Annotated in this window: 13 protein-coding genes; 12 read left to right on the forward strand and 1 reads right to left on the reverse strand. The window is 56.5% G+C overall.

The features are described from left to right. Nucleotides 1-2 precede the first annotated feature (2 nt). The 12 genes from PcP3B5_RS30415 to PcP3B5_RS23320 all read left to right on the forward strand — a co-directional run bounded on the left by PcP3B5_RS30415 (nucleotide 3) and on the right by PcP3B5_RS23320 (nucleotide 12,638). Complete coding sequence (locus tag PcP3B5_RS30415; RefSeq protein WP_070065512.1) at nucleotides 3-1,094, forward strand: glycosyltransferase; 1,092 nt, start codon at nucleotides 3-5, stop codon at nucleotides 1,092-1,094. A 12-nt stretch (nucleotides 1,095-1,106) separates the two neighbouring features. Next, complete coding sequence (locus PcP3B5_RS31070) at nucleotides 1,107-2,126, forward strand: NAD-dependent epimerase/dehydratase family protein (RefSeq protein ID WP_082816407.1); 1,020 nt, start codon at nucleotides 1,107-1,109, stop codon at nucleotides 2,124-2,126. 27 nt (nucleotides 2,127-2,153) lie between these two features. Then, nucleotides 2,154-3,176, forward strand: coding sequence for a UDP-glucose 4-epimerase GalE (galE, locus tag PcP3B5_RS31075; RefSeq protein ID WP_082816408.1), 1,023 nt, complete (start codon nucleotides 2,154-2,156; stop codon nucleotides 3,174-3,176). A gap of 241 nt (nucleotides 3,177-3,417) precedes the next feature. Then, nucleotides 3,418-4,830, forward strand: a complete 1,413-nt coding sequence (locus PcP3B5_RS23290) for an undecaprenyl-phosphate glucose phosphotransferase (protein ID WP_061562528.1) — start codon at nucleotides 3,418-3,420, stop codon at nucleotides 4,828-4,830. A gap of 181 nt (nucleotides 4,831-5,011) precedes the next feature. Continuing rightward, a complete protein-coding gene (locus tag PcP3B5_RS31080) occupies nucleotides 5,012-5,284 on the forward strand; it encodes a hypothetical protein (protein WP_082816409.1) in 273 nt (90 codons plus the stop codon). Nucleotides 5,285-5,423: 139 nt separating this feature from the next. Then, nucleotides 5,424-6,527, forward strand: a complete 1,104-nt coding sequence (locus PcP3B5_RS23295; RefSeq protein ID WP_061562529.1) for a polysaccharide biosynthesis/export family protein — start codon at nucleotides 5,424-5,426, stop codon at nucleotides 6,525-6,527. Nucleotides 6,528-6,545: 18 nt separating this feature from the next. Next, nucleotides 6,546-7,205, forward strand: coding sequence for a YjbF family lipoprotein (locus PcP3B5_RS23300; protein ID WP_061562530.1), 660 nt, complete (start codon nucleotides 6,546-6,548; stop codon nucleotides 7,203-7,205). Beyond that, complete coding sequence (locus tag PcP3B5_RS23305) at nucleotides 7,202-7,969, forward strand: capsule biosynthesis GfcC family protein (protein WP_061562531.1); 768 nt, start codon at nucleotides 7,202-7,204, stop codon at nucleotides 7,967-7,969. Before PcP3B5_RS23300 ends, PcP3B5_RS23305 begins: the two co-directional genes overlap by 4 nt. Further along, nucleotides 7,966-10,050 carry a YjbH domain-containing protein gene (locus tag PcP3B5_RS23310; protein WP_061562532.1) on the forward strand — a complete coding sequence of 695 codons (2,085 nt, stop codon included), beginning with the start codon at nucleotides 7,966-7,968 and terminating at the stop codon, nucleotides 10,048-10,050. The genes PcP3B5_RS23305 and PcP3B5_RS23310 overlap by 4 nt, the downstream gene beginning before the upstream one ends. Nucleotides 10,051-10,127: 77 nt before the next feature. Beyond that, nucleotides 10,128-11,162, forward strand: coding sequence for an acyltransferase family protein (locus PcP3B5_RS31085; protein WP_082816410.1), 1,035 nt, complete (start codon nucleotides 10,128-10,130; stop codon nucleotides 11,160-11,162). Nucleotides 11,163-11,443: 281 nt separating this feature from the next. Beyond that, a complete protein-coding gene (locus tag PcP3B5_RS23315) occupies nucleotides 11,444-11,848 on the forward strand; it encodes a YbaY family lipoprotein (protein WP_061562533.1) in 405 nt (134 codons plus the stop codon). 112 nt (nucleotides 11,849-11,960) lie between these two features. Further along, the gene (locus PcP3B5_RS23320) at nucleotides 11,961-12,638 is read left to right on the forward strand and encodes a DUF4197 domain-containing protein (RefSeq protein ID WP_043314638.1); all 678 of its coding nucleotides are present in this window, start codon (nucleotides 11,961-11,963) and stop codon (nucleotides 12,636-12,638) included. 245 nt (nucleotides 12,639-12,883) lie between these two features. On the opposite strand, the gene PcP3B5_RS23325 is transcribed toward PcP3B5_RS23320, so the two are convergent. Beyond that, nucleotides 12,884-15,955, reverse strand: a complete 3,072-nt coding sequence (locus PcP3B5_RS23325) for an efflux RND transporter permease subunit (RefSeq protein WP_061562534.1) — start codon at nucleotides 15,953-15,955, stop codon at nucleotides 12,884-12,886. Nucleotides 15,956-15,960 lie beyond the last annotated feature (5 nt).

Here is a 15,960-nt window from a genome sequence, read left to right on the forward strand (position 1 = left end):
AAATGGAAAATAACTCGAAAAAAATAACCCACATTATTGAGGCCACAGCTACTGGAACGTTGGCAATGGCCTCATTGCTTGCAAACTCACAGGCGACTGCAGGTTATAGGGTAGAGGTTATCTACTCAAAGAGAAATGAAACTCCAAAAAATATAAGCTCCTACTTTTCATCTGAAGTCCAACTCATCAACATCCAGATGAATACGTGGAGAAGTAAATTATCTAGTATATTGAAAATTCGAAACAAGCTAAAGCAAAGCCGCCCCGATAATATTTTCTTACATTCATCTTTTGCTGGCTTTATCGGTCGTTTAGCCTGCATCGGAACGCTAGGTGAATCAAGATTTTTATACATACCTCACTGCATATCTTTCATGAGGAAAGACATTGGACATATTAAAAATTTTGCTTTCAAGACTCTAGAAGCATTGGCCTCAATAAAGAAATCAGAATATATAGCCTGCTCAAACAGTGAAAAAAAAGAAATTGAAAAAAACATTCCCTTTAGAAAATGCCATCTTGTAGAAAATGCGGTAAATCTTGAAGGGATATTTAAAAAAGAAAATATTGAACCGAGGCCTGGAGTCACTGTAATTACCGTTGGACAGATCCGGCCTCAAAAAAATCCTGGCCTTTTCTCTGAAATAGCAAAAGCAGTCAAATCTTACGACACCAAAATAAATTTCTTGTGGGTCGGCGATGGTGATGAGAACTCCAAGGAACTTCTCAAAAGTGCAGGAGTTGAAGTACTCGGCTGGCTTCCTAAAGAGGTTGTCTGGGGTCAACTCTCAAACTCCGATATCTACCTTTCAACTGCAAGCTGGGAGGGTATGCCTGTTTCAATTATTGAGGCATTGGTATCGGGACTTCCTGTTGTAGCCTCCCATTGCGCAGGAAACGTTGATGTTATTGAGCACAAGAAGAATGGTTGGCTGTTTAATACAAAGTCTGAAGCCAGTGAGCATATTCTGAATTTAGCCAAAGAACTCGAAGTTGCTAAAGAAGTCGTCAGAAAGGAGATTAAAGTCATAGAGCAGAGATTTAGTGCAAAGCGCTATATTGAAGACATCGAAAAGATACTTCATCCTTTATAGTAGGATAGACCAATGAGTTGCGCTGTTATTTTTGGGGGCACTGGATTTATTGGCGTATTTTACGCCAAGTATCTTCTAGAAAACAAAAGTTATGAAAAAATATACTTATTTGATAAACAACCGATTTCGGAAAAAGCCTTCTCTCATCGGAAGTCATTAGTTGAAAACTCCCCCCGACTCATTGAGATACAGGGAGATGTGCGAGAGCCGATAAACTGGACTCCCCCTGAAAAGGTCGAATTGATAGCAAACTTTGCTGCTGTTCATCGGGAACCTGGTCATGAGGACTTCGAATACTACGAGACTAATATATACGGAGCCGAGAACGTATGCGGTTGGGCAACACGTGTAAACTGCAACAACATCATATTCACTAGCTCCATTTCCCCCTATGGCCCAAGCGAGGAACAAAAAGACGAGGGCACCCTCCCCGTTCCTCAAACGGCTTACGGCGGCTCAAAATTAGTCGCGGAGAAAGTACATCAGGCTTGGCTGGCGGGTCGTCCGGAACAGCGTCACTTAGTCATTGTCCGCCCAGGAGTAGTCTTCGGACCCGGAGAGGGGGGGAATGTTTCAAGGCTCATAAAGGCTGTCATAGGTCGCTATTTTTTCTATATGGGTAACCGTGACACTCGAAAAGCAGGGACCTATGTCAAGGAGCTCTGCTCGGCCATACACTGGGTCTTGCAGCGTCAAGAAAAAGAAGGACGTAATTTTACGCTCTTCAATATGTCCATGAATCCAGGCCCCTCGATTCAGGAATACGTCGAAGCAGTTTGCAGTACTGCAAACATCAAACGCCAAGTTCCGGCAGTCCCCTATCGACTTCTTCTTGGCGTCGCGCATATTATTGATTTTTTTGCTCGTCCACTAGGTATCAAGCATCCCTTCAGTCCGGTGCGCATACATAAGCTGGTCAGATCAAACAATATCCACCCAGGCTACTTGGTTAAAAATCAGTACCCCTATCGCTACACTTTGAGTTCTGCTTTTATAGATTGGAAAGCCGAAGCCCCAGAAGAGTGGAAATAACTCAGTAGCAATTTCGATAGATATTCCATGAAGAACAAAATTCTAGTAACGGGAGGAGCTGGTTATATTGGCTCTCATACCACGCTAGCCTTACTTGAAGCAGGCTTCCAAGTTGTCGTATTCGACAGCCTAGTTAATAGCTCACCTGAATCATTAAAGCGAATCCAGGTAATTTGCGGGAAAGCGCCAATTTTTATCCAAGGTGACATTCGAGACCAGTCTCTTCTGTACAAAACCCTAATTGAACATGAGATTGAATCGGTTTTACACTTCGCCGGACTCAAGGCTGTTGGTGAAAGTGTTGAGAAGCCACTGGAATACTACTCCAATAACATCCAAGGAACTTTAAGCTTATGCCAAGCTATGGCACAGGCTGATGTATACCATTTGGTGTTTAGTTCCTCTGCCACTGTCTATGGCATTCCAAAAAAAATGCCTATCAGCGAAGAAACCCCCACCAACAGCCCCACTAGCCCTTATGGTCGCTCCAAGCTGATGGCGGAGGAAATACTCCGTGATCTGGCACAATCTGACTCGCGCTGGAGTATAGCTTTACTACGCTATTTCAACCCAGCGGGAGCCCATGAAAGTGGGCTGATTGGCGAGGATCCGAATGGTATACCTAACAATTTGATCCCTTATATAAGTCAAGTTGGAATAGGCAAACTAAAAGAGCTTTCAGTATTCGGTCATGATTACTCCACCAAGGATGGCACAGGTGTTAGAGACTATATTCATGTAGTCGATCTCGCCGACGGTCACTTGAAGGCTCTGAAAGCTATATCCACTCTCCCGGGAGTACATACATGGAACTTGGGGACAGGGACTGGATATAGTGTGCTAGAAATGATAAAAGCCTTTGAAAAAGCCAGCCAAGTGAAAATATCCTACCGAATAGTCCCTCGTCGCTCTGGAGATATTGCAGAGTGCTGGGCTGACCCCACCAAAGCCGCTCAAGATCTTGGTTGGCGTGCCAAGCGTGGACTTGACTCGATGATGTCCGATACTTGGCGCTGGCAATCAAAAAACCCGAACGGCTATAAAAAATAGACAAAAGAAAAATTGCCAATGCGCAGCAGCTCTTGCTCTATAGGAAATTTTCTAGCTTTCCGCCGAGAAGCATCAATTATCCCTATTACCATTCTTATTTAAGGTATCAGGCTAGTCATCAGAACCTAGTATTCAGATGACCTAAAGCTGCTTCCTGTTCACTCGATATAAAGTCCAGTGAATTGATCTAATTAGAAACTCAGAGCATGTCCGCAATTTATAAATATCAAGGAGTGCCGCAATGAACAAAGACCGCGGAATCCTCCGCCCACATCAGGCCAGTATTTCTGTTCTGCAGAAAATTCTGGATCTGTTGGTGATCAGTGCCTCCATGGGAGTAGTTATATACTTCAATGGTATTCCACTTGATAGCTCCCAAACTATTGCGACACTATTGGCTCTGGTCATTTTCTACTTGCTTAGTGACTTCAGCCAACTGTATACATCTTGGCGAGGTGAGCGAGTACGTGAAGAACTACGAAAAGTAGGAGGGGTTTGGGCAATTAGCTTTATGGGGGTATTCATTTTCGAATACTTCGTGCTAGATATACCTCTACTGAAAGATTCAGCCCTATTACAATGGTTTTCCCTGAGCACTATTAGTCTTTGCGGCTATCGAATTCTACTTCGAAATCTGCTGAATGCCCTTCGTCGTCGCGGCTTCAACACCCGCTCTGTAGCGATCGCGGGGGCCGGGGCTCTTGGCCAGCGACTGGCAGTAAATATAGCTAGTGCCCCCTGGATGGGGCTGGATCTACTCGGTTTCTTCGATGACAAGCAACGTGATCCAATCCGTCTGGCTAATAGCAAAATACGCTTACCCATATCGGGAGACCTTGAACAACTAGTAGAACAGGCACGCGCAGGCCAAATTGATCGTGTCTACATCACCCTGCCTATGCGCAGCGAAGCACGTATTAAATGGTTGGTTGCACAACTAAGCGATACTACCGTATCAGTTTACATAGTACCTGACGTATTTGTCTTCGAACTCCTTCACTCCCGTAGCCAGAATATCAATGGTGTACCTACCATCAGTATTTTTGATAGTCCAATGACGGGAGCCAACACAATAATTAAACGTTTGGAAGACATTCTTCTATCATCTCTAATTCTCTGTCTTATAGCTGTGCCAATGCTGGCCATTTCGATTACTGTAAAATTCTCCTCACCAGGCCCCGTGTTTTTCCGACAAAAACGCTACGGCATCGATGGCCGCCCGATCGAGGTCTGGAAATTTCGCAGTATGCGAGTAATGGAAAACGGGACCGATGTCGTCCAGGCGACACGAGGGGATAATCGAATCACTGCGGTTGGCGCATTCCTGAGGCGTACCTCTCTGGATGAACTTCCTCAATTCATCAACGTGTTGCTGGGTGACATGTCCATCGTCGGTCCTCGTCCCCATGCGGTTGCACACAATGAACAATACCGTGGACAAATCAACAGCTACATGCTTCGCCACAAGGTAAAGCCCGGTATTACAGGTTGGGCCCAGGTCAATGGCTGGCGCGGCGAGACCGACACGCTGGACAAGATGCAGAAGCGCGTCGAACACGACCTTGCCTACATCCACAATTGGTCCCTCTGGTGGGACCTGAAAATCGTTTTTCTCACGGTGTTTAAGGGATTCATCCACAAGAACGCCTATTGAGAGAACAGAAGGCTGAAGAACTCCGGAGCTCGCCATTAACCAAACCGTGGATTCTGGCAAGCCGAAGGCTTGGCTGGATTCAGTGTCTGCAATGGCGCCGGGGCTTTTCTGCTTGCGCTGGCCTCGTGCCAGCCTTAACCTTCCTTCTTTCTGAAGGAACGACCCCACAAGGAGTCTTAACGTGAAAAAACTGCTGACGTTCGCCGCCCTGGCGACCCTGAGCACGTCGCTGCTGGCGGCGGAAGCACCGGCCGACGCGCCGTCTTCTTCCGAGCCGCTGACCCTGTCCACCCCGGTTGCCGGTGGTGTCACCGTAGGTGGCGCCATCGGTATCGGTGCTGCCGTAGTGGCAGCCGGCGTTGCCGCTTCCAATAGCGGTGGCGGCGGTGGCCATGACGGCACTCCGGGTACTACCGGTACCACCGGTACCACTGGTACCACCGGCACTCACTGATACCAGTCTGTAGCCGCTGAACCCTGCCGCCGCGTCATCACGGCGGCAGAGTTCATCTCATTCCGTTTCCTATCAACTCCGTTCACGGCCCCCGGTCTTCCGGGCGTTGCCGTATCGGTTTGCTGCGTAGTTCCTTCCCATGATTCGCTCTTTATCCGTTGCCGTTGTCGCCGCTCTTTCGCTCCAGGGCTGCATGTTCGCCCCTGGCCAGAATATGGATACCAGCCGCATCGTTCGCGATGACTCCGCCGAGAGCAGCCGCGTTGAGCTGGTGCAGATCACCCCAAAACTGTTGGCCGTGAACGCTGCGACGGAAACAGGGAGCAAAGTGCCAGCAGAGTTGTTGGCCTATCATCCTCAGGACTATCGCATTGGTCCTAGTGATGTGCTGTACATTACCGTTTGGGACCATCCTGAACTCACTACTCCGTCCGGCTCCCAGCAGCAGATCGACGCGAACGGCCGCCTGGTACGTCCCGATGGAACCTTGTTCTACCCCTATATCGGGACGGTGCAGGTTGCTGGCAGAACTATCGAAGAAGTACGCACAGAAATAGCCAGCCGTTTGTCGCAATATGTGGAAAGCCCTCAGGTCGACTTAGCCATCATGCGCTTTGCCAGCCAGAAGGTCGTGCTGACCGGCGCCTTCGAAAAATCAGGCCCTCAATCCATTACCACCACCCCGCTCAGCCTGATGGAAGCCATCGGTAATGCCGGAGTAAATGCAGAAACTGCCGATCTTGCCGGTCTGAGACTCAAGCGAGACGGTAGGGAATACCCATTGAACCTGGATCTGGCAGGTGACCAGCAGAGCGAGTTGTATAGCGTTTATCTGAAAAGCGGCGATCAGATTTACCTCCCCTACAACGACCGTCGAAAGGTCTACTTGATGGGTGAGGTCACTAGACCGATGGCTATCAACTACAAGACCAAACAACTCAATCTGGCAGATGCGTTGGGTAGCGTGGGTGGTTTGAACCAGACTACAGCCAATGGCAAGTCGGTCTATGTAATCCGTGGCGTCGAGGATCTGGAGCGCGAGCCGGCCAAAGTTTTCCAACTGGATGCTCAGTCTCCTACAGCCTTCATCCTAGCCCAGCGTTTTAACCTTGAACCTCAGGATGTGGTCTATGTCGGCCCAGCTGGCATTACCCGCTGGAACCGCTTCATCAGCCAGTTGGTTCCTTCAGCAGGAATCCTGGGAACTGGGGCCAACATCAAGAACGACCTGAACGACAACTAACGTAGGCTCAGGTCGACCGTGAAACTCCTCCAATTCGCCGCCCTGGCCGGGGCGGCCTTGTCGCTATCCGCCTGCAACCCTCTGATGCAGGCGTCGTGGGATACCCTGCGCGCCGCCACCCAGGGCCCGAAGCCGCTTGAGCTGACCCAGGCCCAGGTGGATGCGGTGCCCTATTACCAGATCAAGCTGCAAACCCAGGGCGGCGAAGCCGTAATGGCGCTGGTACGCCAGCAGGGCGACCTGCAGTTCTGGCTCGCTTCTACCCACCAGGTGCTGATGATGCGGGATGGCCTGGTGGTCCGCACCACGGGCTTCGGCGACAACCTCGCTGGCACGCGCCTGGGTGCCGACTCGCCGTTCCACACCGGCCTGCACAAGCTGGCCGATGGGCAGCGCAGCGAGCGCTGGATCGACCTGGCGAGCGGTTATCGCCTTGGGATTCCCGTACAGAGCAGTTTCCACAAGGTCGGCCTGGAGCGCGTGAGCATCCTCGAGCGCGACTACGACCTGCTGCGCGTCGATGAAGACATCCGCGCTCCTCTTCTAGGCCTCAGCGCCACGAATAAATACTGGGTGGACCCCAAGGACGGCTTCGTGATGCAGAGCCTGCAACAGGTCACGCCCGACCTGCAGGTTGCGATCACCCAGTTGCGTCCATATCGGGGGGCAGGCAAATGAGCATTCGCCTTCTCGCCCTGGTCGCACTGCTACTGGCCGGCCCGGCCATGGCCGGCGATTCCGTCGAAGTTCGCGGCGACGCTGCCAAGCCCGGTCCCGTGGCCATTACCGCGACTACTCGCCTTGGCGACGTCTTCCGTACCGCCCAGGTCAATGCCGAAGGTTATTGGCTGGGCGCCGCGTGGCTGCAATCGAAGCTTGTGCCGGAGCAGAAGCGCCTGAAGGCCGGCATCCTGTTCGATCTGTCCATGCTGCAGCAGAAAGCCCTGCTGGACGATCAGTCTGCGCTTTCCACCCTCGCCAAGCGCCTCTATGAGCAGATGGCCAGCCTGCCGGTCAGCGGTCGACGCCTGCACCTGCTGGACCCTGTCGAGGTTGAAGTCACCCCGGCGCAGAACAGCCTGGTGTTTCCTGGCGACATTTTCATTTTCCCGGCCCGGCCGAGTGCAGTACGTGTGCTGGGTGCCGTGGCGGCCGACTGCTACTTCACCCACGTGCCGATGCAGCAGGCACGCGACTATTCCGCTGCGTGCCCGTCGCTGCCGGAAGCCGATCCCGACTATGTCTATCTGATCCAGCCGGACGGCCAGGTCACTCGCCTCGGCATCGCCCTGTGGAACCTCCAGGAAGGCCAGCCCGCTGCGCCGGGTGCGACCATCCTGGTACCGATCAAGGCGGCCGGGCCGGATAGCCCCGTCCCGCAGTTGAATGAAGAAATGGCCAGGTTCATCGCCACCCAACCGTTGTCTGAGGTGGCGCAATGAAGCTCCGCTATTCCCTCTGCCTGCTGCTGCCATGGACCATGGCCCACGCGGAGCCTTACCACAGCCGCAACGACTTCGGCGTGATGGGCTTGTTGCAAACACCGACTGCGCGCATGGCTACAGCCGGCGAGGTTGCCATTACGGCCAACCGTGTCGATCCGTATTCGCGCTACAGCTTCTCTCTGCAGCCTTTCGACTGGCTGGAAACCTCGTTCCGCTATACCTCCATCAGCAACCGTAACTATGGCCCGGAAAGCCTCAGCGGCGACCAGAGCTACAAGGACAAGGCGGTCGACGCCAAGCTCCGCCTGCTCCAGGAAAGCCGCTGGCTGCCGGAAGTGGCCCTGGGCGCCCAGGACATCGGTGGTACCGGCCTGTTCTCCAGCGAATACTTCGTTGGCAACAAACGCTTCGGCAACTTCGACCTGAGCCTGGGTGTTGCCTGGGGCTACCTGGGCAACCGGGGCGACTTCGACAACCCGCTGGGCTGGATCGACGACAAGTACGACACCCGCCCGGAGGCCACCGGCACCGGTGACTTCAGTACCAGCTCCTACTTCCGCGGCTCGCCGTCGCTGTTCGGTGGCGTGCTCTGGCAAACACCCTGGGATCGCCTGTCGGTGAAACTGGAATACGACGGCAACGACTACAAGAGCGAGCCCCAGGACAACAACCAGGACCAAAGCTCCCCGATCAACCTCGGCTTCGTCTTCAAAGCCAGCGACTCGGTAGACCTGACCGCCGGCTGGGAACGTGGCAACACCGCCATGTTCGGCATCACCCTGCACACCAACTTCGCTTCCCGCTCGGCGCCGGCCAAGACCTTCGACCCACCGGCCGAACCGCTGCCGGCCAAGGCGCCGGACCTGCATCCGGACCAGGTCGACTGGGCGAACGTATCCAGGCGCCTGCAGAACAACGCCGGCTACAAGGTCGAGCGCATCACCCAGCGCGACAAGGAAATCGTCGTCTACGGCGAGCAGACCCGCTACCTCTACCCGCCCAAGGCGGTGGGGCGCGCGGCGCGCATCCTCGACAACAGCGTGGATGACGACATCAAGTACTTCACCGTGGTGGACAAGCGCTACGACATGCCGGTCACCGAGACCAGCGTGCCGCGTGAGACCTTCCGCGAGGTGGTGAACAACGACCGCCCGCTGGACGACCTGCGCCGTGGCACCGAAAGCAACTGGCCGCTGCCGCACCAGGAGAAGGTGCTTTACACACAGAACCCGGATCCGTTCAGCTACGGCCTCGGCCTGGGCTACAAGCAGAACGTCGGCGGCCCCGACGGCTTCCTGCTCTACCAGTTCACCGCGGACCTGAACGGCGAGTACCGCTTCACCCCGGACACCTGGTGGAGCGGCTCGCTCAGCGCCAACCTGCTGAACAACTTCGACAAGTTCAAGTACGACGCGCCATCCAACCTGCCGCGCGTGCGCACCTACCTGCGCGAGTACTGGACCACCTCGGACGTGACCATGCCGACCTTCCAGTTGAACAAGGTCAAGCGTCTGGACGAGGACATGTACGGCATGGTCTACGGCGGCTACCTGGAGTCGATGTTCGCCGGCGTCGGTGGCGAGCTGCTGTATCGCCCGCTGGGCGAACGCTGGGCCATCGGTGGCGACCTCAACTATGTGCGCCAGCGCGATTTCGAGCAGGACTTCGGCCTGCGCGACTACAAGGTGCTCACCGGCCACGTCACCGGCTACCTGAAGACCGACTTCCAGGACGTGCTGGCCGCGGTCAGCGTGGGCCGCTACCTGGCCCGCGACTGGGGCACCACCATCGACCTGTCGCGCGAGTTCAGCAACGGCGTGCGCTTCGGCGGCTGGGTGACGCTCACCACCGCCTCCAAGGAAGAGTACGGCGAAGGTAGCTTCGACAAGGGCATCTACGTGTCCATCCCCTTCGACGAGATCATGAGCAGCTCGACCATGCGCCGCGCCAACCTGGCCTGGGCCCCGCTGACCCGTGACGGTGGCGCCCGCCTGGGCCGCAGCTACTCGCTGTATACCCTCACCGACGGGCGCAACGTCGATATGTTCGACGGCAGCTTCAGCAAGATCACTGAGTAAAGGTCAAAATCCACTCAGATCACAAAATTTAAATTCGAGAGTTTTTAAAGCCCTCATCTTAGACCAAAGGAAGAATAGTGCTCTCGTCAATTCAACATCTTAGAGGCATCGCCGCCTTACTAGTACTAATACATCACGCCATTCACAAGCAAGGCCAAATATCTGGAACTGACACATCCTGGGACTTGGGCATATCCGGCGTTGATCTATTTTTTATTATCTCCGGCTTTATTATGTGCCATATCACAACGGCTAGAGAAACATACCCACGGGATTTTTTCCTCGCTCGAATCCGCCGTATCATTCCGCTCTACTGGAGCCTCTCACTAGTCGCCCTTACAATATTCACAATCAAGCCTGAAATTGTAAACAGTAGTGGCGGGACAACCTCAATCCTAAATTCTTTCACGCTCATACCAAACGGCGAAAAATTTCTAATCCAAAACGGATGGACACTAAGTTATGAGTTTTTGTTTTACATAATTTTCGCAACAGCACTATGGGCAAACTATAAATTCCGACTCCTACTGGTTTCAATATCGATTACACTTCTCGTAATATTTGGGTTAACAACACTCCCCCAAAACCCAACAATCGCCTTCGCCACCAGCCCAATACTACTTGAGTTCCTGATGGGAATTCTGGCTTATCTATACATAACGCACGCACCAAAATCAAATATAATAAACCTAGCACTTCTAGCTTCTGGACTTCTCTTCCTAATATTTAATAGCACAAAAGTAGACGGAGCCAATAGAAGCTTTTTCTATGGTATTCCTTTAGCATTAATATTTTCTGGAGTCGTATGCAATGAGCGAATATTCAATCGCCTTGAAAGAAGCAAAATATTAAAAGCATCAAAAGAAATCGGCAATGCCTCTTACTCGATTTACCTTTCACATCCTTTCGTTATAGCCGCGACTGGAATTATAATAAGAAAATTCAACCTAGAGATCAGCCCCACCCTTTCTATTTTAATCATGATATCCACATCCATATTCATGGGGTATATATGCCACATAACATTGGAAAGAAAGCTCTCAGAAATATTCTCCTCAAAAAGACAAAATCCTAACTCCTACAAGCAACCCAATAAAGAATTAACCCCCTAAATATTTCCGAACAAGACAAGAGCATATAAATACTCCCACATAAGAATCCAGTGCATACAGGCAGCACCAACTGGTCAAACAAAGGAAAGTTTTTTCGAAAACAGCACACTAATACTGGGCAGTCAGAAAAGCTATAGTCATTACCCACAAGTCCTGTCTATGAAGAGGCTTCCCGGTGGTTCGGCCTCAAGTTAAGGAAACCTCCGCTTACAACCCCTCTCGCAACCTTTGCGCCTAAGCTGTGTCGGATGACGCCCGTTCTATCCGGAAGGAATCCGTCGATGAAGCTCACCGCCCTCCCCCTCCTGTTCATGACCGGCGTGCTTGCCGCCTGCGCTTCGAATTCGCCTCCGCAGAGCGCTTCGCTCAGCGGCGAGGTGTTCTATCTGCAGCGCATCGCGCCGCCGCCGGGGGCGCAGGTTTCGGTGAGCCTGCAGGATGTTTCCCTGGCCGATGCGCCGGCCGTGGAGCTGGCTTCGCAGACGCTGCCCGGCGGGCAGCAGGTGCCGGTGGCCTTCAAGCTCGATTACGACCCGCAACGGGTCCAGCCCGGCCATAGTTATGCGGTCAGTGCGCGTATCGAGAATGCCGGGAAGCTGCTGTTCATCAGCACCGAGCGCCACAGCGTCAAGCTCGACGGCAGCGATCCGCAGCCGCTGCGCATCCGCGTCGACGCGGTGCGCTGATCCGTCCTCCTGCGACCGGGTTCCGTTGCCGGCGCGGCCTCGCTAAGCTTGCCCCTTCTTCCTTCGCCGAGACGCTCGGCGAAGGTTCCGCCCTGCCCCACAAGGAATCCCGATGCTGCGTTTCACCGCCCTGCTGGCCGGCGCCCTGTTGTCCGCCAATGCCTTCGCCCTGTCCCTCGCCAACCTCAGCCAGACCGACGCCAGCGGCGGCCTCAAGGATGCCCTGAGCCAGGGCGCGCAGATCGCGGTCAAGCAGTTGGGCAAGCCTGGAGGCTTCACTAACGATCCGGCCGTGCGCATCGAGCTGCCGGGCAAGCTGGGCAAGGCCGCCAAGGTGATGAAGCAGTTCGGCATGGGCGCCCAGGTCGACCAGTTGGAAGCCAGCATGAACCAGGCCGCCGAGGCCGCCGTGCCGCAGGCCCAGGCGCTGCTGGTGGATGCGGTGAAGAAGATGACCGTGCAGGACGCCAAGGGCATCCTCGCCGGCGGCGACGATTCCGCCACCCAGTACCTGGAGCGCAGCAGCCGCGAGCAGCTGCGCCAACGCTTCCTACCGATCGTCAAACAGGCCACCGACAAGGTCGGCCTAGCCAAGCAGTACAACGCCTTCGCCAGCCAGGCCGCGGCCTTTGGCGTGGTCGATGCCAAGGATGCGAATGTCGAGGGCTATGTCACCGAGCAGGCGCTGGATGGGCTGTTCAAGGTGATCGCCCAGCAGGAGAAGGGGATTCGGGAGAATCCGGCGGGGGCGGCTACCAGTTTGGCGAAGAAGGTTTTTGGGGCGCTTTGAGGCCCGCGGAACTCGTAGGAGCGAGCTTGCTCGCGAAGGGTGTTTTTCCGATTACATCGTCGTATCAGGTGACTCCGCTCCCTCTCCCCAACCCTCTCCCTGAAGGGAGAGGGAGCTGTCCTGAGTAGCCTGGAAGGTAGGCGCCATCCTGCGGTGTTGTGGCTGCAAATACCGTTCGCGAGCAAGCTCGCTCCTACAGGGTGGTCCTGGGCCCTAGGGCGTATGACCGCGAACGGTCATACGCCCTACGCAGGTTCCTGCTTCACCCTGAACCAGGCGGCGTAGAGCGCCGGCAGGAACAGCAGCGTCAGCGCCGTGGCGACGATCAGGCCGCCCATGATGGCCACCGCCATGGGCCCGAAGAACGCGCTGCGCGACAGCGGGATCATCGCCAGCACCGCCGCCAGCGCGGTCAGCACTATGGGGCGGAAGCGCCGCACCGTGGCCTCGATGATGGCGTGCCAGCGGTCCAGGCCGTGAGCGATGTCCTGCTCGATCTGGTCCACCAGGATCACCGAGTTGCGCATGATCATCCCGGCCAGGGCGATGGTGCCGAGCATGGCGACGAAGCCGAAGGGCTTGTGGAACGCCAGCAGGAACAGGGTCACGCCGATCAGCCCCAGGGGCGCGGTGAGGAACACCATGGCCATGCGCGAGAAGCTGCGCAGTTGGATCATCAGCAGGGTCATCACCACCACCAGGAACAGCGGGATGCCGGCGTTCACCGAGTTCTGCCCCTTGGCCGAATCCTCCACCGTGCCGCCTACTTCCAGCAGGTAGCCGTCAGGCAGCTCGGCGCGGATCGGCTCGAGGGTCGGGGAAATCTGCTTGACCAGGGTGGCCGGCAGCGAGTCGTCGTAGATGTCCGCGCGCACGGTCACCGTCGGCAGGCGGTTGCGCCGCCAGATGATGCCTTCCTCGAAGCCGTACTCCAGGGTCGCCACCTGCGACAGCGCCACGCTGCGGCCGTTGTTGGTGGGGATGGCCAGGCTCGGCAGCTGCGACAGGTCCTGGCGCTCGCGGGCGTCGCCGCGCAGGAGGATCTCGATCAGCTCGTTGTCCTCGCGGTAGTAGCTGACGGTGGAGCCGGTCAGCGAACTCTGCAGGAACTGCGAGACGTCCTGGGTGCTCACGCCCAGGGCGCGGGCGCGGTCCTGGTCGAGGTTGAGGCGGATGACCTTGCTCGGCTCCTCCCAGTCCAGATGCACGTTCACCACATGGGGGTTCTCGCGCATCTTCGCCGCGACCTTGCGCGCCAGCTCACGCACTTGCTGGATGTGCTCGCCGGACACCCGGAACTGCACCGGGTAGCCCACCGGCGGACCGTTCTCCAGGCGGCTGATGCGGCTGCGCACCGTGGGGAAGTCCTCGGCCATGCGCTGGATCAGCCACTGGCGCACCTCCTCGCGGCCCTTCAGGTCCTTGGCCAGCACCACGAACTGGGCGAAGCTCGCCGCCGGCAGCTGCTGGTCCAGCGGCAGGTAGAAGCGCGGCGAGCCGGTGCCGACGTAGGCCACGTAGTTCTCGATGCCCGGATGCTCGGCGAGCAGCTTCTCCAGGCGCTTGACCTGCTCGGCGGTGGCGGCCAGCGAGTCGCCCTCGGCCAGCTTCAGGTCCACCAGCAACTCCAGACGCACCGACGGCGGGAAGAACTGCTGCGGTATCAGGCGGAAGGCGGCGATGGAGCCGACGAAGGCCAGCAGGGTCAGGACGATCACCGTCTTGTTGTGGCGCACGCACCACTCCACCAGGCGCCGGAAGTGCTGGTAGAAGCCCGTCGAGTAAGGGTCGTGGCCCTTGTCGCTGCCGCCGTGCTTCTCCGCGTGGCGCTTGGCCAGGTCCGGCAGCAGCTTGGCGCCCAGGTAGGGCACGAACATCACCGCGGCCACCCAGGACACCAGCAGCGCGATGGTCACCACCTGGAACAGCGAGCGGGTGTATTCGCCGGTGCCCGACTGCGCGGTGGCGATCGGCAGGAAGCCGGCGGCGGTCACCAGGGTGCCGGTGAGCATCGGGAAGGCGGTGCTGGTCCAGGCGAAGCTGGCCGCCTTGAGGCGGTCGTAGCCCTGCTCCATCTTCACCGCCATCATCTCCACGGCGATGATCGCGTCGTCCACCAGCAAGCCCAGCGCCAGCACCAGCGCGCCGAGGGAAATCTTGTGCAGGCCGATGTCGAAGTAGCGCATGCAGACGAAGGTCATCGCCAGCACCAGCGGGATCGACAGCGCCACCACCAGGCCGGTGCGCAGGCCCAGGGAGAAGAAGCTCACCAGCAGCACGATGACCAGCGCCTCGGCCAGCACCCGGACGAACTCGCCCACGCCTTCACGCACGGCGGCCGGCTGGTCGGACACCTTGCGCAGCTCCATGCCCGCCGGAAGGTTCTGCTGCAGGCGGTGGAACTCGTTTTCCAGCGCCTTGCCCAGCACCAGGATGTCGCCGCCGTCCTTCATCGCCACGGCGATGCCGATGGCGTCCTCGCCCATGAAGCGCATGCGCGGCGCCGGCGGGTCGTTGAAGCCGCGGTGCACCTCGGCCACGTCGCCGATGCGGAAGGTGCGGTCGCCCACGCGGATGGGGAACTGGCGGATGTCCTCCACCGAATCGAAGCGCCCGGAAACCCGCAGCTGCACGCGGTCGCTGGCGGTCTCGAAGAAACCGGTGGCGCTCACCGCGTTCTGCTCCTCCAGGGCCTTCTGCACCGCGGCCAGGGGCAAGCCGAGGGTGGCCAGCTTGGTGTTCGACAGGTCGATCCAGATCTTCTCGTCCTGCAGGCCGACCAGCTCGACCTTGCCGACGTCCTTGATGCGCTGCAGCTGTAGCTGGATGCGGTCGGCGTAGTCCTTCAGCACCGCGTAGTCGAAGCCCTTGCCGGACAGCGCGTAGATATTGCCGAAGGTGGTGCCGAACTCATCGTTGAAGAACGGCCCCTGGATGCCCTGCGGCAGGGTGTAGCGGATGTCGCTGACCTTCTTGCGGATCTGGTACCACAGCTCGGGGATGTCCCTGGACTTGAAGTCCTCGCGGGCGACGAAGGTCACCTGCGACTCGCCCGGGCGCGAGAAGGAGACTATGCGGTCGTAGTCGCCGGTCTCCATCAGCTTCTTCTCGATGCGCTCGGTGACTTGGCGCGAGACTTCCTCGGCGGTGGCGCCGGGCCAGTTGGTCTTGACCACCATGGCCTTGAAGGTGAAGGGCGGGTCCTCGCTCTGGCCGAGCTTGGTGTAGGACAGCGCCCCGGCGATGCCCAGCAGCAGCATCAGGAACAGCACGATCGGCCGGTTCTGCAACGCCCAGGCGGAGAGGTTGAAGCGCATCCTGC

It is taken from the genome of Pseudomonas citronellolis (assembly GCF_001586155.1).
GTDB lineage: Bacteria > Pseudomonadota > Gammaproteobacteria > Pseudomonadales > Pseudomonadaceae > Pseudomonas > Pseudomonas citronellolis.